The sequence below is a fragment of the Streptomyces sp. NPDC104381 genome, from assembly GCF_055583745.1.
Genome location: NZ_JBVJNK010000013.1, coordinates 40,002 through 60,200 on the forward strand (window position 1 = coordinate 40,002; position 20,199 = coordinate 60,200).

Annotated in this window: 17 protein-coding genes and 4 pseudogenes; 15 read left to right on the forward strand and 6 right to left on the reverse strand. The window is 68.5% G+C overall.

Features of this window, described 5'->3' with window-relative positions:
• Window positions 1-366 precede the first annotated feature (366 nt).
• Window positions 367-3,303: pseudogene (locus ACZ607_RS33680) on the forward strand (Tn3 family transposase).
• A 76-nt stretch (window positions 3,304-3,379) separates the two neighbouring features.
• On the opposite strand, the gene ACZ607_RS33685 reads toward ACZ607_RS33680, so the two are convergent.
• Together ACZ607_RS33685 and ACZ607_RS33690 are read right to left on the reverse strand one after the other, a co-directional pair.
• Window positions 3,380-4,096, reverse strand: a complete 717-nt coding sequence (locus ACZ607_RS33685; protein ID WP_469741433.1) for a cation efflux transmembrane domain-containing protein — start codon at window positions 4,094-4,096, stop codon at window positions 3,380-3,382.
• 2 nt (window positions 4,097-4,098) lie between these two features.
• Window positions 4,099-4,434 carry an ArsR/SmtB family transcription factor gene (locus ACZ607_RS33690; protein WP_469741435.1) on the reverse strand — a complete coding sequence of 112 codons (336 nt, stop codon included), beginning with the start codon at window positions 4,432-4,434 and terminating at the stop codon, window positions 4,099-4,101.
• Window positions 4,435-4,628: 194 nt separating this feature from the next.
• Here ACZ607_RS33690 and ACZ607_RS33695 point away from each other — a divergent pair, with 194 nt between their 5' ends.
• The gene (locus ACZ607_RS33695; RefSeq protein WP_469741437.1) at window positions 4,629-5,252 is read left to right on the forward strand and encodes a recombinase family protein; all 624 of its coding nucleotides are present in this window, start codon (window positions 4,629-4,631) and stop codon (window positions 5,250-5,252) included.
• A 212-nt stretch (window positions 5,253-5,464) separates the two neighbouring features.
• Window positions 5,465-6,574 (forward strand): hypothetical protein, encoded by a 1,110-nt coding sequence (locus ACZ607_RS33700; RefSeq protein WP_469741439.1) that lies wholly within the window; start codon window positions 5,465-5,467, stop codon window positions 6,572-6,574.
• 518 nt (window positions 6,575-7,092) lie between these two features.
• Here ACZ607_RS33700 and ACZ607_RS33705 read toward each other — a convergent pair.
• The gene (locus tag ACZ607_RS33705; protein WP_469741441.1) at window positions 7,093-7,479 is read right to left on the reverse strand and encodes a hypothetical protein; all 387 of its coding nucleotides are present in this window, start codon (window positions 7,477-7,479) and stop codon (window positions 7,093-7,095) included.
• A gap of 380 nt (window positions 7,480-7,859) precedes the next feature.
• On the opposite strand from ACZ607_RS33705, the pseudogene ACZ607_RS33710 reads away from it, so the two are divergent.
• The 8 genes and pseudogenes from ACZ607_RS33710 to ACZ607_RS33745 all read left to right on the forward strand — a co-directional run.
• Window positions 7,860-8,019 (forward strand): annotated as a pseudogene (locus ACZ607_RS33710) (HNH endonuclease); the annotation flags it as partial.
• 314 nt (window positions 8,020-8,333) lie between these two features.
• The gene (locus ACZ607_RS33715) at window positions 8,334-8,717 is read left to right on the forward strand and encodes a hypothetical protein (protein ID WP_469741443.1); all 384 of its coding nucleotides are present in this window, start codon (window positions 8,334-8,336) and stop codon (window positions 8,715-8,717) included.
• 150 nt (window positions 8,718-8,867) lie between these two features.
• Window positions 8,868-9,047, forward strand: a complete 180-nt coding sequence (locus ACZ607_RS33720) for a hypothetical protein (protein ID WP_469741446.1) — start codon at window positions 8,868-8,870, stop codon at window positions 9,045-9,047.
• 816 nt (window positions 9,048-9,863) lie between these two features.
• The gene (locus ACZ607_RS33725) at window positions 9,864-10,634 is read left to right on the forward strand and encodes a hypothetical protein (RefSeq protein WP_469741448.1); all 771 of its coding nucleotides are present in this window, start codon (window positions 9,864-9,866) and stop codon (window positions 10,632-10,634) included.
• 86 nt (window positions 10,635-10,720) lie between these two features.
• Window positions 10,721-11,086, forward strand: a complete 366-nt coding sequence (locus ACZ607_RS33730) for a hypothetical protein (RefSeq protein WP_469741450.1) — start codon at window positions 10,721-10,723, stop codon at window positions 11,084-11,086.
• An 860-nt stretch (window positions 11,087-11,946) separates the two neighbouring features.
• Window positions 11,947-12,810: a site-specific integrase gene (locus ACZ607_RS33735; protein ID WP_469741452.1), complete on the forward strand. Its 864-nt coding sequence runs from the start codon at window positions 11,947-11,949 to the stop codon at window positions 12,808-12,810.
• Between the two features lie 187 nt (window positions 12,811-12,997).
• Window positions 12,998-13,495 carry a hypothetical protein gene (locus ACZ607_RS33740; protein ID WP_469741453.1) on the forward strand — a complete coding sequence of 166 codons (498 nt, stop codon included), beginning with the start codon at window positions 12,998-13,000 and terminating at the stop codon, window positions 13,493-13,495.
• Window positions 13,496-13,600: 105 nt separating this feature from the next.
• A pseudogene (locus ACZ607_RS33745) lies at window positions 13,601-13,696 on the forward strand (SAM-dependent methyltransferase); the annotation flags it as partial.
• A 411-nt stretch (window positions 13,697-14,107) separates the two neighbouring features.
• Here the strand turns inward: ACZ607_RS33745 and ACZ607_RS33750 are convergent.
• Entirely contained in the window at window positions 14,108-14,926 is an 819-nt protein-coding gene (locus ACZ607_RS33750) for a siderophore-interacting protein (protein ID WP_469741455.1), read from the reverse strand.
• A 99-nt stretch (window positions 14,927-15,025) separates the two neighbouring features.
• On the opposite strand from ACZ607_RS33750, the gene ACZ607_RS33755 reads away from it, so the two are divergent.
• Both ACZ607_RS33755 and ACZ607_RS33760 read left to right on the forward strand, forming a co-directional pair.
• Window positions 15,026-15,811, forward strand: a complete 786-nt coding sequence (locus ACZ607_RS33755; protein ID WP_469741457.1) for a helix-turn-helix domain-containing protein — start codon at window positions 15,026-15,028, stop codon at window positions 15,809-15,811.
• 224 nt (window positions 15,812-16,035) lie between these two features.
• Window positions 16,036-17,208, forward strand: a complete 1,173-nt coding sequence (locus tag ACZ607_RS33760) for a 4-hydroxybenzoate 3-monooxygenase (RefSeq protein WP_469741459.1) — start codon at window positions 16,036-16,038, stop codon at window positions 17,206-17,208.
• Here the strand turns inward: ACZ607_RS33760 and ACZ607_RS33765 are convergent.
• Window positions 17,203-17,337: pseudogene (locus ACZ607_RS33765) on the reverse strand (IS481 family transposase); the annotation flags it as partial. The gene ACZ607_RS33760 and the pseudogene ACZ607_RS33765 sit on opposite strands and share 6 nt — an antisense overlap.
• Window positions 17,338-17,557: 220 nt before the next feature.
• Window positions 17,558-18,271 carry a DUF6193 family natural product biosynthesis protein gene (locus tag ACZ607_RS33770; RefSeq protein WP_469741462.1) on the reverse strand — a complete coding sequence of 238 codons (714 nt, stop codon included), beginning with the start codon at window positions 18,269-18,271 and terminating at the stop codon, window positions 17,558-17,560.
• A gap of 226 nt (window positions 18,272-18,497) precedes the next feature.
• On the opposite strand from ACZ607_RS33770, the gene ACZ607_RS33775 reads away from it, so the two are divergent.
• On the forward strand, window positions 18,498-19,037 hold the full coding sequence (locus ACZ607_RS33775; protein ID WP_469741627.1) for an HAD domain-containing protein: 540 nt from the start codon (window positions 18,498-18,500) through the stop codon (window positions 19,035-19,037).
• Window positions 19,037-20,191: a site-specific integrase gene (locus tag ACZ607_RS33780; protein ID WP_469741628.1), complete on the forward strand. Its 1,155-nt coding sequence runs from the start codon at window positions 19,037-19,039 to the stop codon at window positions 20,189-20,191. The genes ACZ607_RS33775 and ACZ607_RS33780 overlap by 1 nt, the downstream gene beginning before the upstream one ends.
• Window positions 20,192-20,199: the final 8 nt, after the last annotated feature.

The following is a 20,199-nucleotide window of genomic DNA, read 5'->3' on the forward strand; positions in this document are numbered from 1 at the left end:
GACTCACCTCTCAGCGAGGCAGTTCGAACTTTGGCCGTTATGGTCGTGATGCCGGTTTCTGTGAAAGTGTGCGAAAACGCGTCCCCCCTGCCGTAAACCCGCAGGTCGCCCAGTCTGCTCCCCGCGCACGCGGGGATGGCCCCCGGCCTCGCGCATGCGGGAGATGATCCCGCCCCTGCTCCCCGCGCACGCGGGGATGGTCCCTCGATCACGTCGAAGATCCCCGACTGGAACGGGTGTGAGTAGTTGCGGTACAGGAAGTGCCGTTGAGATTGATCATGGTCGGCTAGCACACGGGATGCGGCTGCCGCTGAGGTTCGTGGAAAGGCCGCCGGGCGGCTGTTGGCGCTGGCTACGGTCCGCCTCGTGCCGGTGGAGTTTCTGACTGATGAGCAGGCCGAGGCGTACGGGACGTTCACCGAGGTGCCCACGCGCCCGGAGCTGGAGCGGTTCTTCTTCCTCGACGATGACGACCGTGATCTGATCGCGCTGCGTCGTACGGACGCGCACCGGCTGGGCATGGCGGTGCAGATCTGCACGGTCCGCTACATCGGCCGGTTCCTGTACGGGCGGGCGTGGACGCACGCCGAGGGCCCGGTGGCACTGTTCAACCACGCGGTGACGTGGCTGCGGAAGAACCGGGTGCTGCTGCCGGGGGTGTCGGTGCTGGCCCGGCAGGTGTCGGAGGCCCGTACGGCGGCCGAGCGGCGGCTGTACGAGGCGGTGGCCCGCGCCGCGCACCGGGCCGATCCCGCGCTCGCGCCGGCGCTGGCGGAGCTGCTGGTGGTGCCGGAGGGCAGGCGGGTCTCGGAGCTGGAGCGGCTGCGCACGCCGCCGGTGAAGTCGACGGGCACCGCGATGGTCCGTGCGATGGAGCGGGTTGAGGAGATCTCCGCGTTCGCGCTGGGGCGGGTGAATCTGTCGCGGGTGCCGGTGAACCGGCTGTCCACGCTGGCCCGGTACGGGCAGCTGAGCAAGGCGCAGACGATCGAGCGGGCACCGGAGCCGCGGCGGACCGCGCTGCTGACGGCGGTGGTGCGGCAGTTGGAGGCGCAGGCGGTCGACGACGCGCTGGACCTGTTCGCGGTGCTGATGGCGAACCGGCTGATCAGCCCGGCCCGGCGGGCGTCGGACCGGGAACGCTTGGCGATGCTGCCGCAGCTGGAGAAGGCGGCGCGGATCCTGGCGAAGGCGTCGAGGAGCCTCACCGAGGAGCTGGACCTGGTCGCCGAGCATGACGCGGACCTGGACGTCGCCGCGCTGTGGGCCGCGGTGGAGGAGACCGTGCCGCGCACCGCGGTGGCCGGGGCCGTTGCGACGGTGGAGGCCCTGGTGCCTGAGGACGACGGGTCGGCCGAGGCGGCGATGCGCGAGAAACTCGCCTTGCGCTACAACACGGTGCGCCCGTTCCTGTCCCTGCTGGGTGAGTTGGAGGCGCTGGACGCGGCCCCGGCCGGGCGGCGCATCCTGAAGGCGGTCCGCCGCCTGCCCGCGCTCTCGCGCCGCCGGGTCAAGGACCGGCCGCTGCTTCCCCGCGAGGTCGACGGCGACCTGGTGCCCGCGATGTGGAAGCGCGCGGTGTTCTCCAACGCCAAGCTGCCCCAGGGGGCGGTCTACCGGGACGCGTACGTGGTGTGCGTGCTGGAGCAGCTGCACCGCGCCCTGAGCCGGCGCGACGTGTTCGCCGCCCCGTCGAACCGGTGGGCGGATCCGCGCGCCCGGCTGCTGGACGGTCCGCGGTGGGAGGCGATGCGCCCGGACGTACTGGCGGGCCTGTCCCTGACCGAGGAGGCGACCGAGCACCTGGCCCAGCTCACCCGCGGGCTCGATGCGGCGTGGCGGCAGATGACCGACCGCCTTCAGGAGGCCGGCGCCGACGCGAAGGTGGAAATCGTCGTTCCCGAGGGCGGCGGCCGGGCGAAGCTGTCGGTGGACAAGCTCGGCGCGGTGGGCGAGCCGGAGTCGTTGACCTGGCTGAAGGCCACCACGGAGGCCATGCTCCCCAGGATCGACCTGCCGGACCTGCTGTTCGAGGTCCACTCCTGGACCGGGTTCCTGGACTCCTTCGGGCACGTCTCGGACCGCCCGTACCCGCATGGAGGGCCTGCTCGTCTCCCTGGTCGCGCTGCTGGTTGCGCAGAGCTGCAACATCGGCCTGACCCCGGTCATCGACCCGGCCAGCAAGGCACTGACCCGCTCGCGCCTCTCGCACGTCGACCAGAACTACCTGCGCGCCGACACCATCGCCGCGGCGAACGCCGCGCTGATCGGCGCGCAGTCCCGTATCGAGCTGGCCCAGATGTGGGCGGCGGCCTGCTCGCCTCCGTCGACGGCCTGCGCTTCGTCGTCCCGGTCAAGAGCATCAACACCGGACCCTCGCCCAAGTACTACGGCTACAAACGGGGCGTGACCTGGCTCAACGCCGTCAACGACCAGGTCGCCGGGATCGGCGCGATGGTCGTGCGCGGCACCCCGCGCGACAGCCTCTACACCCTGGACACCCTGCTGAACCTGGACGGCGGGGTGAAGCCGGAGATGGTGGCGACGGACAACGCCTCGTACTCCGACATGGCCTTCGGCCTCTACAAGATGCTCGGCTTCCGCTTCGCGCCACGCTTCCGCGACCTGGCCGACTAGCGGTTCTGGCGGGCCGACCTGCCCGACGGCGAGGCGGCGGCCGCCGGGTACGGGCAGCTGGAGGCCGTGGCCTGCAACAAGGTGAACCTGAAGCGGATCGCCACGCACTGGCCGGACATGCTCTGGGTGGCCGGGTCGCTCATCACCAACCAGGTGCGCGCGTACGACCTGCTGCGGATGTTCGGCCGCGAGGGGCACCCGACCCCGCTGGGGGCCGCGTTCGCCGAGTACGGGCGCATCGACAAGACCATGCACCTGCTCGCCCTAGTCGACCCGGTCGACGACACCTACCGGCGGCTGATGAACCGGCAGCTGACCGTGCAGGAGTCCCGCCACCGGCTCGCCCGCGCGATCTGCCACGGCGGCCGGGGCCAGATCCGCCAGGCATACCGCGAAGGCCAGGAGGACCAGCTCGCCGCCCTCGGCCTGGTCCTCAACGCCGTGGTGCTGTGGAACACCCGCTACCTGGACGCCGCCGTCGCGGCGCTCCGCGCCGAGGGCCACGACATCAAGGACGAGGACGTCGCCCTCCTCTCCCCGCTCAAGGACCGGCACATCAACTTCCTGGGCCGCTATCTGTTCAACATCCAGGCCAGCGGCCCCGGCAAGGGCCTGCGCCCGCTGCGCGACCCGGACGCCCCCGAGGAAGCCGACAACGAGGAGTAGGGCCGCCGCCCGCCGCCCCGTACGCGGCGAGGGGCCCCGGCGCCGAGCCTGGGCCCCTCGTGGCGGGTGGTGGAGGTCAGCAGCAGTCGCAGCCGGGGCGGCAGCCGCACGCGTCCGCCCCGGCGCCGGCGGACGGCACCGCCGCAGCCGTGGGCACGCAGCAGCCCTTGCCCTGCCAGGCGTCGCGACCCTCCTTCACCGCGATGACGGCGATGACGAGCGCGGCGATCGGGTCTGCCCAGGACCAGCCGAGGGCGGCGGTGAGGACCAGGCCGACCAGCAGCACGGCGGACAGGTAGGTGCACAGGAGGGTCTGCTTGGAGTCGGCGACCGCGCTGGCGGAGCCGAGTTCGCGGCCGGCCTTGCGCTGGGCGGCCGACAGGAACGGCATGATCGCCAGCGACAGGGCGGCGATCACGATGCCGGGGACGGACCGTTCGGCCTCGCCGGTGCCGGTCAGCGCGCGGACTGCGTCGAAGGTGACGTACGCGGCGAGGGCGAAGAAGGACACCGCGATGATCCGCAGGGTGGTCTTCTCCCTCGCCTCGCGCACGGCGTGCTCGCGAGCGGAGAACTGCCAGGCGACCGCCGCGGCGGAGGACACCTCAATGACCGAGTCCAGGCCGAAGCCGATCAGGGCCGTGGAAGAGGCGATCGTCCCGGCCGTGATGGCGACGATCGCCTCGATGACGTTGTAGGTGATGGTCGCGGCGACCAGCAGCCGTATCCGGCGGGTGAGCGCCTCGCGGCGGGCCGGGGAGGGACCGAGGGAGATGGATATGTCCGCGGTCATGGTCAGCAGCAGCCCTTCTCGTCGGCGTCCGGGCACGTGCGGTCGGTCTCGACCGCGACCACGGCGGTGCGCAGGTCGTCCAGGGCGTGGCCGAGGCGTTCGTCGGCGAGTTCGTAGCGCGTGCGGCGGCCGTCGGGGACGGTGACGACCAGGCCGCAGTCGCGCAGGCACGCGAGGTGGTTCGACAGCCGGGTCCGCGAGACGCCAAGGGCGTCGGCGAGGTCGGCCGGATAGGCGGGGGCATCGTGCAGGGCGAGCAGGATGCGGCAGCGGATCGGGTCGGCGAGCGCGCGGCCGAACCGGGCCAGCACCTCGATGTCGGAGGCAACAGTCAGCACACCACAACAGTACATGCGATCCTGAATTCAGGAAACCATGGATCGTTTGTGATGCCCGGGGCTTCAAAAAACCTTCGTTTTCTGAAGATCGCCCGACAGGGCCTCCCGGACCCCGCAGGGCCTTCAAGAACCCCTTCAATAACCTGGGTCGTTCAAGAACCTCAGACCACCGTTTTCTGACATGCTCCGGGGTCATGACCGCCCTCGAACCGGCCGCCGGGCCGGACCTACTCGTCGCCGAACCGCTCGTCCGCACCGAGATCAAGATCGGATACGCCCGGGTGTCGACCGGCGGGCAGAAGCTGGAGCGGCAGCTGGACGCGCTCACCGCCGCCGGGTGCCGGAAGATCTTCGCGGACAAGAAGTCCGGCAAGACCGCGCTCCGCCCCGAGCTGAAGGCGTGCCACGCTTTCCTCGACGCCGGCGACACCCTCGTCGTCCCCCCGCTCGACCACTACGGCCGCAGCTTCCAGGACCTCATCAACATGGTCGCCGAACTCCGTGACCGCGGGATCGGCTTCACCTCGCTGCACGAGAACCTCGACACCACCACTCCCGGCGGCCGGCTCATCTTCCACGTCTTCGCCGCGCTCGCCGAGTTCATCCGCGAACTTATCGTCATCGGCACCAACGAGGGCCTGGCCGCCGCCCGCGCCCGCGGCCGCGTCGGCGGACGTCCCAGCGTCGCCACCGAGGCAGTCATCCGCGCCGCCCGCGACCTGCCGGTCTCACCCGGCACCCTCTACAACCACATCCCGGACCTGCGGGAACTGCGCGCCGGTGACGTACCCCGGCAGCTCCAAGCGCCCGCGAAGTAGCCCAGCGCCAGCAAGATCAATCTCAGCGGCACTTTCTGTACGGCAACTACTCACACCCGGGCAAGAAGGCGAACCACCTGTGGCTCCCGCTCGCGGTCATCGAGAGCGAGGACACCCGGGCCCGGCTCGGTGACGCCCGTACGGAGAAGGAGCGCCTGGAGCGCGCCATTGACAGCTACGCCCGGTTCCTCGGGCAGTCGAGGCCGGACGCCATGGTCTCCGACCTCCTGCACGAGCCTCCGGCCCCGGCCGTGGTTCCGTCCCCGACCCGCACGCAGAACGTCGTCGCCAGTGCGGCCCGCGCCCGCTCCACCACCGTCCACGACCAACGCCGGCGCGAGGCCCAACCCCAGCAACGTGAGTACCGGCTGACGGAGGAGCAGAAGCACCGGATCGCCGACATGCAGGAGGAACGGGAGCTCGCCGGGGTCGGAGCGTGGAACCGCCGCCCCTTCGGCGACAGGACCGACCAGCAGCTGGCCTGGCTCATCACCGCCAGCACCGCGGCCGCCACCGACGAGGACCGCTCCGCCGCGAAAGCCGAGGCGATCCAGCGCGATCTGCTGCAGCAGATCGCCGACGGCCAGGCCCACTGCCAGACCCGGGGACAGCGGGAGGTCGCACCCATCTACCCGCTGCTGGACCGCGCCGACGAGCAGCTCGCCCTCGCCCGCGCCGAGCAGGACCGTCAGACGGCCGCGGCCGCGATGGCGGCCAGCGCCGACGAGCATCTGCGCGCCCTGCAGGCCGCCGACGGCAAGGGCAGGATCGCGCTCCGCCTGGCGGGCACCTCCCGCAAGGAGCACCACCAGCTCACCCAGCAGGCCACCGAGGACCGCGCCGTGGGACGGCGGGAGTCCGCCGACGCCCGGATCGCGGCCTCCCGCGCAGCCGAGGCGGCGTGGGAGACGGTGCGCAGCAGTCCCTACGCCACAGTGCTCGGTGCCACCCAGCGCCAGGCCCCGGACGTCGACACCCTCGCGGCCAGGCTCACCGAGATGCGCGAGGTCCTGGCCCCCGCCCGTGTCCAGCAGATCGACACCGGCGACGAGAGGCGCCTCTCCCGTGCCCACGGCCAGGCCGCCAAAGCCCGGGAGACCGCAGCCAAGTACCGGGCTGTCGCCACCGATGCACGGACCGAGAAGGCACTGCGAGCGCGGATCGCCGAGCAGCACCCCAGGCTCCATGAGTCCGAGGGGCAGGCCCGTGCCGATCTCCAGAGGACTCGGGAAACCCGGAGCGCTCGTGTTGCCACCCAGAGCCGCCGCTCGTACCAGCCGCCATCACGGGCCCGCTCAGGTCCGTCCCGGGGTCATCGATGAGGCCCCGGGGCTGGCACCGAAATTACCGCCCCCACTGGCAGAAGGCATACGTAGAGGAAGAGTTGAACTGAATGGTCTCTCCTACGTCTAGTTTAGTTATATAGGAACTATTGTAATATATCTCAAAAGCCCTATTCGATCTATTTCGCGCCTGAAAGAATCCGGTCAGCAGGTTTTTCCCCAGAGAGCTGCACACCGAAATGGTCATATCGGGGTCAATGTTTCGAATATTTCCACCGGGCTCATAGAGGCATAGGCGATCACTGTTGCAGGTGGTGGCTGCCTGGGCGGGAGCTGTGGCCAGAAAACCCAGCGTCACGGCCGCTGCGATGGTGGTCGTTAGAATCTTGATTCGCTTGCCCGCTTTACGTGCTTTCACTGGCTCCCTTAATAGTTAACGTATCTACCAGCGTCGTAGCCTGTCCCTCAGGCGACAGCTGCGCTGCCCAACTGAGGCACCGCGGGACGGCAGTCGCCCCGGAATGGTCCGGCGGCTGCGTCCAACTAGCGCACTGGGGTCAGTTTTTGCAGTAGTAGTAGCGGGAACTGGGGTTGAACGTCGTTGCGTTTTGGCCGTGGCCTTCTGCGGCCAGGGTGATAACCCGCTCCGACTCGGTGACGTTACCGTCGCCGTTGTAGTCGTAGTAGATTTTGACGTTCCAATGGGTGCTGCGGTTGCGGATGTAGTTGTTGCCGATGGAACCCGGATACGGCGTCGACGTACCGCACGTGGGAACAGCGCTGAAATTGACGTTGATGATGTTGCCGTTGGGCTGAGTGAAGCAGATGCCCTCGCTAATGCAGATAGTGTCGGCCTGCGCGGCGGGGGCTGTTATTATAGTGCCCATTCCCAACACGGCGACTGCGGTTACGCCGAGCGCAGCGCGCTTCTTTAGGGTATTCACAGTGTGTCTCTCCGAGGCAGTTTTGTGCTCATGGACCCTCCATGGAAATGCTGGAGGGTAAGGCCTGCCTGAATATAAGGGATCTCGATGATCTTGGGTAGAGGATTGGCATGAATCTGTGATGGAAGATCCTTGCGCGACAGGGTTGACCTGGAGAAAAAGGCCCACAGTGTCGATGTGATCATGACCATAGTCAACGTTGGCCCCCGACGCCGGGGTTCGCCTGTATGGCGTTCTACGAACGCCGACCGTGCCCGACGGTCGGAGGCAACCACCAGGAGTCAGCGCAATCCGCCGTACATGCCCGCCTGTTTCTCGGAGCGGGACACGCGGGGCGCACTCACCGGATCGATCCAGGCCACGCGCCTCAAAGCTGGCAACCCAACTGGACCGCAGTGCGGCGGGAGGCTTACGCGAACGACCAGGGGGGCGCACGTCTCCCTCGTCGCGGTGACGGCCCGCAGCAACCGACAGAAGAGCGACCAGGACCCGGCGGACTGGATGCCGCCGTCCCCGGACGCCCAGTGCCGGTACGTCGCGGCACCTACCCGGGGCGCCGCCCTCCGGATGAGCCAGCCGCCGGCACCGGGCCGTGACGACGGCTGTCCGCGGTTGCGTGACCTCTTCTGTGGCTGTGAGAGCGAAGCCCTGACGCCCTAGCTTCGTTATGCGTAAGCACCGTGGCCTCCTTGCCGCGCTCGGAAACGGTCCCAGGGGTGACCAGCATGGCTACCGTCATCACCATGACCTCTGAGCGGCGTACCTCTCTATGGGCGCATCTATCCGGCGCTCTGAGAAGGCAGGCAGTGCCCGCCTCACGCGTTTCGCTGCCGAGGAGCAGTCGGACGTGGGCGGTGGACCCTGGCAACGACTCATGGTGGTACCGGCCGCCGACCGTGCCCGCCGGCATCAGAGAGATCCAGTGCCGTCAGCCGGACGACTACGACTTCGCCCGCCTGGTCTGGCAAGTGTGCGACGACTGCCGGACCGGCGTGGTCTTGAAGGTCCGCGTGACCGGCCCTTGGCAGCGCCGCGGCTACGCGACCCGGATGGTCCACCACATCCTCCGGGACCGGGAGCAGTACTCATGGAGTACAACCCCGCAGTTCGAAGACGGCCGAGCTTTCTTCCCCACGATCACCTCGGTGCCGTTGCTCGGACAGTTCGAGCAGTGCCAGCACATGGACGCGGGCTATGCCGGGCGCATGCACTCCTGGGAGTCCGTGGACGTCCCGTGACGCAGGAATCTCCGATCACGTTCCAATCATCCACCGGGGGCGGAAACGGTCGTCTGCGCCCCCGGCCATCCGGGAGCGGCAGGCCCGTCAGCGTTCCGCTGACGGATTTCGAGGTGACTCAGAAATCGAACAAGTGATCTAATTCTGAGCGTGGCGCACGTCTTCCCCGAGGGGCTTCTGCAGGCACAGATCGACTGGTACGCGACGTACGGGCGCATGGCGGAGGCGCCCGCTGAACAGACCGCGCAGCTGCGCCGACGGTTGCTCCGGGACGAGGATCCGCTCTCCACGCAGGAGACGGACTGGGACTTCGGCACGGGGCCTCCCTGACTCTCAGGTCCGGCGACCCACGGGCCGCCGGACACCAGCTGCTGACTCCAACTACGCAAACCATGCAGGCGGTTGCTGCCGCCCTCGGCGTGATGCGCGTGGACAAGATGGTGGCAGCCTCAAGAGGGCGTCAGAGCCGCCCGATGGTCTTTCGGCGGTCGTTGATGCATCGGTGTCTCAACGCACTGGCCAGTGCGTTGACGCGGAATGTGTCACTTAGCGTCAGCGCCTTGCCGCGTGCGTGACGGTGACCTGGGGCTCTGTCACCTTGATCCGAATCGACAAGAGTGTCACTCACCGGTGGTAGTGAACGAGTTGATGCAGGCATGCGCCAATCGCGTTTGCGTTGATATCTGTCGCGCTGCCACGATCCGCGCATCTGGGCTTGCACCGAGAGGGGCGGGCCCTGCCCTGATTGCTGCTGACTCCAACGACAAGCCGAACAGGGACCCCACGGCCTCGTGTTGCTGCTCGAGACCACCGAGAGCCGGTACCGCCCCGCGGTGCCGGCTCTTTTGCTGCGGTGGCGCTCTCACTCAAGGCCGCCAGGTCAAGGAGTGTCACGAAGACCGCCTGAACGCATCCTGCTCGCCCCCAGCGACCGCTGAACCGCGACGCGGCGACCACAGCCTGCGGCGTCGCCGCGTCAGGCCAATCAACGCGGTCTGTCGGAAGGCTGGTTGAGATCCTTACGCTCTGCCCATGTCGAAACAGCAGCGGGGCAAGAAGCACCGGACACCGCAGAAGCGAGTCTCCCGTCCCTCCTTACCGCGTCCGCGCAGGGCGGCTCCGGCGCTGCCGGGGAGCATGGACCTCATGGCGCGGATGCTGGAGCACGCCAAGCCGGATCAGATCGTGGAACTGGTGCTGCCCTTCCTGTGGACGGCACTCTCGGACGGCCGCGCGCCGGCGAACATCTGCGTCGATGCGTGTACAACGCTGCGCAACGCCTACGGCCAGCTCGGAGTGCGGGCCGAACTGCTGCCGGTCACCGTGGCCATCCAGAAGAAGAACGGCGCCGGAACCCTCTACGGCTCGCTCACACCGAGCTGGACGGGAACCGAGTGGAACGGGCACTGCGCCCTGGCCCTCCCCGACTCCGAACGGTTCGTGGACCCGACGATCGAGCAGTTCGCCGAAGTCCGGAAGATCGGCATGGGCCCGATGGTAGGCAAGGTGGCCATGTCGACCCGCGAGGACGGCTCGCTGGTGGAGCCGGGGGCACAGGTGGTGCTGCAGCGAGGCGACCTGGTAGTGACGTACACCGTCGCCAGCCCCGAGGCCCTGGCCTCCATCGTGGAACACCCGGAGGCGATCGCCCACACCGACGGTCACCGGCGTACCGGATTGAACACCGCGTCCCTCATGCTGGCCGCCCTGCGCGCCGAGGGCGTACGCGACCGGGCGATGCAGGCCCCGCACCAGAGGCTGCGCGCCCTGCTGCAGGCGGTCGGAGACGCCCCGTACGAGTCGGACGAGGCGCAGGACGTGCGGTTCCGCCTGCCGGACCAGAGCGGCCGGGAAAAGTGGCTGCGGCTGGACGAGATCCCACTGCCGCCGAGGACTCCAGCTGCCTGGCCCCGCTGAGCGGGGACCTACCGATCCGGAACGGCCGGTTTGTCAGTGCCTCCGGTCACGATGGCCACACCCAACGATCTCCGGGAGGGGACAGCGTGAAGCACGTCTGGATCATGAGGAAGAGGTACCGGCCGGCGACGGGGACCCCTAAGTCGACTCTGGTGAGGGCCGACGCCATCAGCTACCTGAGCATGCGCGAGAACCAGGTCCGGGCAAGCGAGCTCGGCTCCGACGAGGTCGTAGTCCTGGCCGACACCCAGGACGGCGGACGCGGGGCCCCCGAGCTGCCGGAGGACTTCCATACCGATCTGCTGTTCGCGGTCGCCATGGCGCGGCGCGACGCGCGGGACGCGACCGACGACGCGGACGAGCAGGACCGCATCCTGCTGGCCCAAATCGATGACGGCCACTGGGTCTGGAAGATGTTCCGACCCTCGGATCCGGAACCCAAGCCGAGCTGACGACTCATGCTGCACGCAGCCCCGGGGCCCAGGCCCTGACGACCCCGGGGGCTTTTCGGTGCACATGGGTACCTGCTTCAACGATGCCCCCGCCCGGTCATCGGCCGACCGCGGTAGTCGGAGCGGTACTTTGTGACGCGCAACACAGGACACTATCTGTGGAACGACTTCACGACCGCCCTTGCATCGACGACCCGTCAGGTGCCCACCAGCGGCAATTCGGGCTTAGCGCACGATCTGGCACGGATGTTCCTCAACCCCCGAGTAGCCGGGGCCGTCGGGCTCGCACAGGGGTTGGTGTACTCCGTGGCTACCGGTGGGGGTCCCGGCTGGAGTGCGTCCCTGAATGTCCGGATCGGGGACCGTGCTGGAGGAGTTGGCCGGATCGGACCTGGCATACGCTGCCGCTCATGACCAGCAAAATCCCCGCACGCGGGGGCATCGTGTCGACACCGTCAGGATTCGTGTATCCCACGACGCCTCAACCCCCCCGTTATTCAGCTGACAAGCATGTTGTACCAAGATCAATCAGCATGTCATGCGAAGAGTCCGCAAGCCCAGACGGTTCCCGGTCACCCGACGCGCCAAGGGACACAGGGTGATTCTGGAGGGGCGGAGCGCCTGTCACCCGTCAACGTATGGCTGCGCGAGGTACGAAAGAGATAACAGCAAGAGGCTTGGAGCACGAAGACACCTCATTGCCGGGAGGCCGGTGGGGCGCGATGATCGTATCGAACCTGGACGTTGCGATTCGGTTCGACACGGACCGATACGAAGCCTGCAGCAGAAAGGGAGAGTGATATTTCTCTGCTTCTTGCTGTTATCTTTCATATTCAGGCCCGGATCCGTACGCTGGAGGTATGCCGCCCGCCCGTACCTGCGCAGCCGACGCCTCCATCGCGATCGGCCACTTCCTCGACACGCTCGAAGCCCGCGGATACGTACCCGGGACGCGCCGGCTGCGCGCTTACTTCCTCAACGAGTATCTGGAGCACGCCCTTGGCGAAGAGCAGAGCACCGCACTGCCCGTCGACGAGCTGATGGAGCCCACCCGCGCCGAAGCCTGGCTCGCGGCCGCGGCCGCCGGCAGGACCCGCCGCCGCAACACTCTCACCGGGCCGGCCGCCGCGGCGGCCGACAACACCCAGCGAGTCCGCGTCCAGACGTGGAACTCCTTCGCCGAACACCTCGGCCTGCCCCTGCGCCTGGATGTGCCCGCGGCCGCACACGGCGACTGGCTCGAGCCCGAGGAATCCCACAAGCTGCTGCGCACCCTCGCGGTGAAGCGCCCCGTCGGCTCCAACGCCGCGACCGCGATCCGCACCGCCGCGGTGGCCGCCCTCGTCGCCGCCACCGGTCGCTCCGTACCAGACCTCCACCTCCTGGACGTCGCCGACGTCGACCTCGAGCACCGGCCCATCCCCCGGATCAGCCTGGACACCGGGCCCCACCCGCTCGACAAGGACACCGCCGACATCCTGCGCCGCTGGCTCAAGGTCCGCGCCGGCATCACCCAGCAGCTCGAAGGCAGCGACCCCGGCTATCTCTGGATCCCCACGAAACCCGGCCGCCCCCGCGGCGGCGAGGAACCACCCAAGCCCGGACTGACCCGAGCCGCCGTACGCACCCTGCACTCCGCACACCGCAACCTCGTCCTGCAGGTCTTCGGAGCACCCCTGCGTCCTGGGGCGCTGTTCCAGCGCCCGGCCCGGCCCACAGGCTGACCTGACGACCAACCAGCTCAGCGCCCAAGAGGTCCGGCAGCGGCTGACCGCCCCCTGGCCCTGTTCGACATGTTCCTGCGACGTGGACAGAACCACCGCGATCCGTGAGGAACCGCGACCGGCCTGAGATCACGGGCCCCCTCAAAGGTTCGGTTCACCGTCAACAGGAACGGGGTACAGCACGTCTATGCCCGTAGTGCGCCCTCTCCTCGTCCCGATCCTGGTCCTGTGCCTGTCAGTTACCGCATGCGGGTCGCAGGAGGAAACGTCTCAGGACGACAGAACGAAGCCGTCCGAGTCCTCGACGCCGGCACACGCCCCCAGCGCCTCTCGCCCCTCTGCCGAAGACCCCTCGGCGGAGAAGAAGCAATGGGCGGCGGAGACCATCCAGGTATGTGGCGACGCGCACAGGTCGGTACAAGCGAGGGAGCTGGCCGTCGACGCCGAAAAGTCAGGTCGAGGGGCCTCGCCCGAATCGCTGAACACCCTCGCCGAGATGTTCGGCGGTTCCGCCGACGACCGCCTCTTCAAAGCAGAACCGGAGGCGCAGGCGTCAGTGCAGCAAGCCACCACGCGCGAGCAGAGAATGCGGCAACTGAACCAATGGTGTCTGGAGAACAGGGTCGTCGACAAGAAGGGCGAGCCGATCGACCCTCCTCCGGGGTATGAGCCCCCGGTGACCTGACAGACCATGTCGAAGGCACCAGAGCCTGTGGGCCTTGCCCGTGGCGACCGGCGGAATCGACTTCCGCAGACACGAGGGTCATGAGGCGTTGGAGCGCCTTTTCCCACGTCCTCGCTGGTCACGGGAATCGAGGAGGCGTTCATCAACTCGTACAAGGACGGGTCCTTCCAGTACGTCCTCATCGCGGCAAACCGCATCTGACCTCGGACTGACGGTGAGGGCCCGACCTGGCGGAGCCCCCACCGTGCTCCCTGACGACCGTGCAACCCCAACACCGACACGGCGCAGGTACTCCTGCTGTGCAGTCGGCCGCGCGCCAGCACACCCGCGCCCCACGACACCCACCTCGCCGTGCCCCACCCCCGGCGGCCAGGGCAGTCCCGCCAGGGGTGGGGGCACGGCAAGGTGGTGGGGCCGAGCTCCACTTGCTACAGGCCGACCCAGCCGTACCGACGCGGAGGCCTGTCATCATCCGTCATCGGATCTCATTGGGATCGGAGCCGCTGTCGGGCCCTGGAATCACCGGGTTCATCGGACGCCCGCCGTGCCCGCCGTCAAACGGTCGAATGACGACAGGCGAGGTGCAGAAGAGGTGGTTGCGTGGCGGGGTGTTCAGAGGCTGGCGCGCCCGTAACTGAAGTAGCCGCGGAAAGAGATGTCGGACTTCGGTACGCAGCGCTCGCTGACGAGGTGGCGGCGGATGCCGGTGGCCATCGAGGACTCACCGGCTGTCCAGGCGTAGAAGTGGCCGTCGGGAAGGCGGACCTGCTTCACCGCGCCCAGGGCGAGGGCACCGGGTTTCGCGCCGGCGTCGGTGCGGGGCAGCCAGTGGACGTTGCTTCCCGGTGGTGCCGTGAGGTTGCTGCGGATGTCGTCGGATGACGGGACTTCCAGGAAGACCTCGGCGGGCAGGTTCGCCGCGGACTGTTCCAGGATGGCGAGGATCGCCGGCAGGGCGCTCTCGTCACCGACCAGGAGCTGCCAGACGGCGCCGGGGGCGGGTGTGTAACTGTGGCCCTCGTCGAGGAACGCGACCCTGGTGCCTGGCTCGGCGGCGCGCGCCCATCGGGTGCCCGGGCCGGCCGAGCCGGGGCTGTCGGCCGCGTGGAGTGAGATCTCGATGTCGAATGCCGACGCCTCGGGTCGAAAGCGCCGGATCGAGTAGGTCCGCACCCGCGGACGCTGCCTACCGCCCTGGAGCGCGAGCTGGAGAATCCAGCGTTCGCTGGTGGGCAGGAACACCTCCGAGGCGTCGTCGTCGGGGTCGGCAAAGAACAGACGTCCGGCCTGGTCAAAGCCCGCCCGCTCCAGGTGCTGGACGTCGTCGCCGCCGAGCGTGACGGTCATGAAGTGCGGACTGGGCTGCTCGCTTCCCTGCACGGTCAACGACAGCATCCGCCGCTTGCGCGGGCGCTGGATCCGGGAGGCCACCGCTACCTCCACCGGGCACGGGACTTGAGCGTCATCGTGGTCATGCGACCCACTGTCGACGCGGCGCTCCGTGCGAGGCCACCAGTAAACTGACGAGTGATGCCGAAAACCCGCCATCCTTCAACGCCGCCCGCCGACGCAGACGACGAGATCCTGCAAGGCGGTGCCTGGCTGCCGCACGGCTTCCAGCTCGATCCCCACAGCCATGTCCAGGGTCAGCTGGTCTACGCCGCCGCCGGCGCCTTGGCCACGGCGACGGAGCGCGGCACCTGGGTCGCCCCGGCGGACCGGATCACCTGGACGCCTCCGCGCTTTGCCCACTCCCACCGCTTCTACGGCCGGACCGACGTACGTCTGGTGTCGGTCCCGCTCGACTTGTGCGCCGTACTCATCGATCACCCCAGCGTCTTCGCGGTAAGTCCGCTGCTGCGCGAGGCCCTTCTGGCGCTCACCGACGAGCCGGAACGGCGGCCTGGCGCCCACCGACGCCTGCTCGCCGTGATCGTGGACGAGCTGGCCGACGCCGCCGAGACCTCCCTCCACCTTCCCGAAGCGAGCGACGACCGGCTGCGCGCCGCTACCGACCTGCTGCGCGCGGATCCCGCCCGGCCTTCCACTCTCGTCGAGCTCGGCCGGGTGGTGGGGGCCAGTGAGCGCACCCTCAGCCGCCTGTTCCACGCCGAGCTGAGCATGAGCTTCCACCGCTGGCGGACCATCCTGCGCATCCATCACGCCTTGGCGCACCTGACCGATGGGATGACGGTGACAGAGACCGCCATCGCGTGCGGATGGTCCAATCCGTCCACCTTCATCGACGCCTTCACCGAGGTCGTCGGCCAGACCCCCGGCCGCTACCGGGCCGGACTGCGCTTCCACTCGCGCTAGCTCCCCGCTCGGACGGTTTGCGCTGGTCAGGTGCCCAGCGCAGGACGACAGAGCCATATTGGCGGGTTTCCGGTATCAGGTGACGACTTACCGGTGGTTCGCGGCCGCCGGGTCTTCCACAGTGGACAGCGAGCGAGCGCCGGCCCTCCGACTTCACGGCCGGCACCGCGACGTACGCGCTCGGCGCGTACGGCCACTGCACGGATCATGAAGGGCTCGCACGCATGAATGAGACACGCGACGACACGGCCGTCGTCATCATCGGGGCCGGCGTCGCCGGTCTGACCCTCGGCAACTTCCTGCTGCGCAACGGCGTCGACTGCGTCGTGCTGGAGAAGCACCCTCGCGCCTACGTCGAGAAGCGCCAGCGCGCCGGAACGATCGACACCTTCGGGGTGCGCCTCTTCCGCGAATGGGGCCTGGAGGAGGTCCTCGCAGGCGACCCCATCCCGCACAGCGAGGGCGGCTTCTACATCGACGGCCACGCGATGCCCATCGACGTGGACGAGGACAACAACGAGAGCCTGTACTGCCCGCAGCAGGTCCTGGTGCGCAACCTCACCGACGTCTTCCTCCGCGAGGGCGGTGACCTGCGCTACGAAGCCGCGGACATCACCCTGGAGAACCTCACCCAGGGCCACCCCGTGGTGCGCTACCGGGACGCCAAGGGCGCGGCACGAGCCATCAACTGCGACTTCGTAGCCGGCTGCGACGGCTTCCACGGCGTCTCCCGCCGGTCCATCCCCGCCTCCGCGCTGACCGAGTACTCCCACGAGTACGGCTACTCCTGGCTCAGCGTCCTGGCCGCCACAGAAACCCGGCCCTCGGGCATGGCGATCCACGAACTGGGCCTGGCCGGGATGATCCCCCGCGGCCCCGAAGCCAGCCGCATCTACCTCCAGTGCGCGGTCGACGACACCCCCGAACGGTGGCCGGACGAGCGCATCTGGAGCGAACTGGAGGCCCGCTTCGGCACGCCGCCCTCACGCGGGCGGATCCTGTCCAAGCAGATCGTTCCGCTGCGCAGCGTGGTGTTCGACCCGATGAGCTACGGCAGCCTGTACCTCCTGGGGGACGCCGCGCACATCGTGCCGCCGATGAGCGCCAAGGGCATCCACCTCGCTCTGCACGACACCGAGGTCTTCGCCCGTGCGGTGATCCGCCATGCCACCGAGGGCGACCGCAGCCTCCTCGACAGCTACTCGCAGGCCTGCCTGCCGCACATCTGGAACTACCAGGCGTTCGCCACGTGGATCACCGACACCATGCACAACGCCGGATTCACCCGCTACGAGGGCGAGTTCAAGAAGCAGATCGCCCGCGCCGAACTCCAGCGCCAGTTCGCCTCGGAGTCGGCGAACAAGCTGTTCAGTGAACTCACAGCCGGGACCAACTAGGTGACCCGCAGCGTTGTTGACTCGGCTGATCGGTGGCTTGCCGTCGAGTGCGGTGTGGCAGCGGTGGTGGTCGTAGCTGTGGAGGAAGTCTGCCAGGACAGCGGTGCGCTCGCCGCTGGAGGTGTACGGCTCACCAGCATTCCGCCGGAGCCAGGAGAAGAGGGCTCCAGGCTCGTTCGAACCCAAACGACCACGCGCTCGGACGCTCCCGCGGCGGCCAAGAGCACCCTCAGCCACCACTTCAAGATCCTCCGCCCTGCTCGGCCATAACGGGAGCCACCCTCGCCCCTCGCCCAAGGAGCTTGGGAACGGCGGCCAGGCGGTCGGTGCGACCTGCGACTCGGTCCGTTCAGCTCGCGCCGGACGTGACGGGGCCAAGGCCGGGCGGCAGGTGACGCACGGCCGTTGCCACCGCCTCCTCGGCCGTGGTCGTCTCGGCAAGGACCTCGCCCTTGTACCGGGCTCTGACGGTGTACCGACTCTCCCGATACGCGGCAGCCAGGCAGACCCGGACGTCGCCGGTCAGGCCAGGGCGCGTGGTCCCGGAGAACCGTAGTGTCCAGCGGCTGGTGTACGGATAGAGGCCGCGCAGCGCCGGCTCGGCATACGCCGCCTCGACGAGCGCGACGTAGAAGGGCCAGTCGAGCTCGCGTGCCTTCGTGCGCAACCGCTGCCACTCGGACTTCGCCAGTTTCACCGGATCGTGGTCAGGGACGTCGTATCGGCCGGTCAGATGTACGAAGGATGCGGCCCGCTGGATGTCGGCCAGTTCCGCCCCGTCGTGCCATGCCTGCGCGGCTTGGGCGAGCTGGGCGAGATCCTCCGTGATCCCGTCGACGAGCGCCAAGTCCTGAATCGAAGCGCACCCCCGGATCAACCAGCACCGCTCGACGGCCGAAGAAATGATGTCCAACGGCATTCGGTGGGAGACCGGGCTGGCGACTGAGGCACGGTACAGCGGTTCGTGGTCCGAGACCGCGAACGCCACGGAGAGGCCCAACTCGGCCGCGACCACCTGGAGGTCCGCGCCGAGGCTGCCTACGGCCGCGATATCGGAGTACAAGGGGTCTGGATCAGTTCGTACCGCCATAGGACGCGATTCTGCCGCAGCCGCTGTACGGACATCGCAGGGCCGGTGACGGTACGACAGCCATAACGGACTCGAACGACTGACCGCATCCCGTAACTCCACCTCACCAAGCCGCCCGTGTCGCAGCACTCGAGGGCGCTGTCTCTCCCTCACCCACCTATAATTTCCCTTGTACGTGGCTGCTTCGCTGGGAGGGTTCATGGGGATCGAGGGGGACAGGCGTCCGCTGCTCCTGCTCGATGTGGACGGTCCTCTGAATCCGTACGCTGCCGAACCGCAGAGGCGCCCGGCGGGGTACAGCACCCACCGCATGCGACCGACCGGGTGGGAGAACCCGTGGGACAAGCCCCTGCGGGTCTGGCTCAACCATGACCACGGCGCTGACCTCTTGGCGTTGCCCTACGAGCTCGTATGGGCGACGACGTGGAAGAGCGAGGCGAACGACTGGATCGGTCCGCACCTCGGCCTACCCACGCTTCCCTTCGTCGACTGGCCCGTCATGACGCCGCAGCAGAATGGCCGACTGCACTGGAAGACACGGGCGTTGGTCGCGTACGCCAAGGGGCGCCCCTTCGCCTGGGTGGACGATGAGCTCGGCCCGGAAGACCGGGAGTGGGTCCGTAAGAACCACGATGCTCCGGCGCTTCTGCATCGGGTGGACCCGCGCCTGGACCTCCTGCCGGACGACTTCAGGGCACTCGCGAAGTGGGCAGCGGACCAGGAGCAGGTGACAGCGTGATGGAGCACGAGGCCGGCGCGGAGGTGGTGGACGCGGAGCTGGTGGAGGAGGGCCACCTCCCCGCTCCGATCCAGCCGCGTCCGGCGAGCCGCCCGGTGGTCGACCGGCACACCATCCTCTATCCCGGCCAGGGGCTCCCCACCGAGGCCGACCAGCCGACGTACACCGAGCGGGACCTGTACGTCTCCGAGCAGACCGCCGAGCGCCTGGAGAACCAGTCCGCGCCGAAGAACACCAGCGCCAACTACCAGTCCCAGCGCAACAAGTTCGCCGCCTGGTGCTCCGAGGAAGACCGTGTCGCCCGGCCGTGCACCACCGCCACCTACGTCGAGTACGTCGCCCACCTCATCGAGCTGGGGCGCTCCCCGAACGCCATCAACGCCGCCATGTCCGCGATCCGCACCTGGATGCCCGAGGACCAGAAGCCCGGCACGAAGCAGGCCCGGGGCATGCTGAACGAGTACAGGAAGACATGGGCGAAGCGCACCGCGGTTCGTAAGGCGCCTCCGATCACGGACGAGCTCCTGCGGGCCATGGTCGCCACGTGCGATCTGCGGACCATCGCGGGGCGTCGCGACCGGTGCATGCTGCTCCTCGGCCGGGGCGCCCTCAACCGCAGGATCGAGCTCGCCGATCTGTCCATCGCCGACGTCGCGGTCGACGACGACTTCGTCACCCTGCACATCCGGTCCTCCAAGACCGACCAGGAGGCCAAGGGCGAGCACACCGACATCCCCGCCGAGGACGACCCGCTCCTGGACCCCGTCGCAGCCGTACGGGACTGGCTCACCGCCCTCCACCACCTCGGCGTCCGCGAAGGCGCGTTCTTCCGGGCCCTGACCTCCCGCGGCACCCTCCAGAACCGCGCCGTCGCGAAGGAACGCGGGGACTACGTCACCGGCGACGCCATCAACGACTGGGTCCGCAGCCGCGCCCACAAGGCCGGCGCGAGGAACTGGCAGCAGATCACCGCCCACGGGCTACGCCGCGGCGGGGCCCAGGCCATCGCGGAGGCCGGCGGGGATCCCACGAAGCAGGGCCGATGGAAACCGGGCTCGGCCGTCGTGAAGCGGGAGTACCTGGACCGCGCGCAGTCCAGAGCGGAGAATCCGTGGCTCAAGGTGCAGGCAAAACGTCGCGAGAAGTCGACGTGATGATGCAC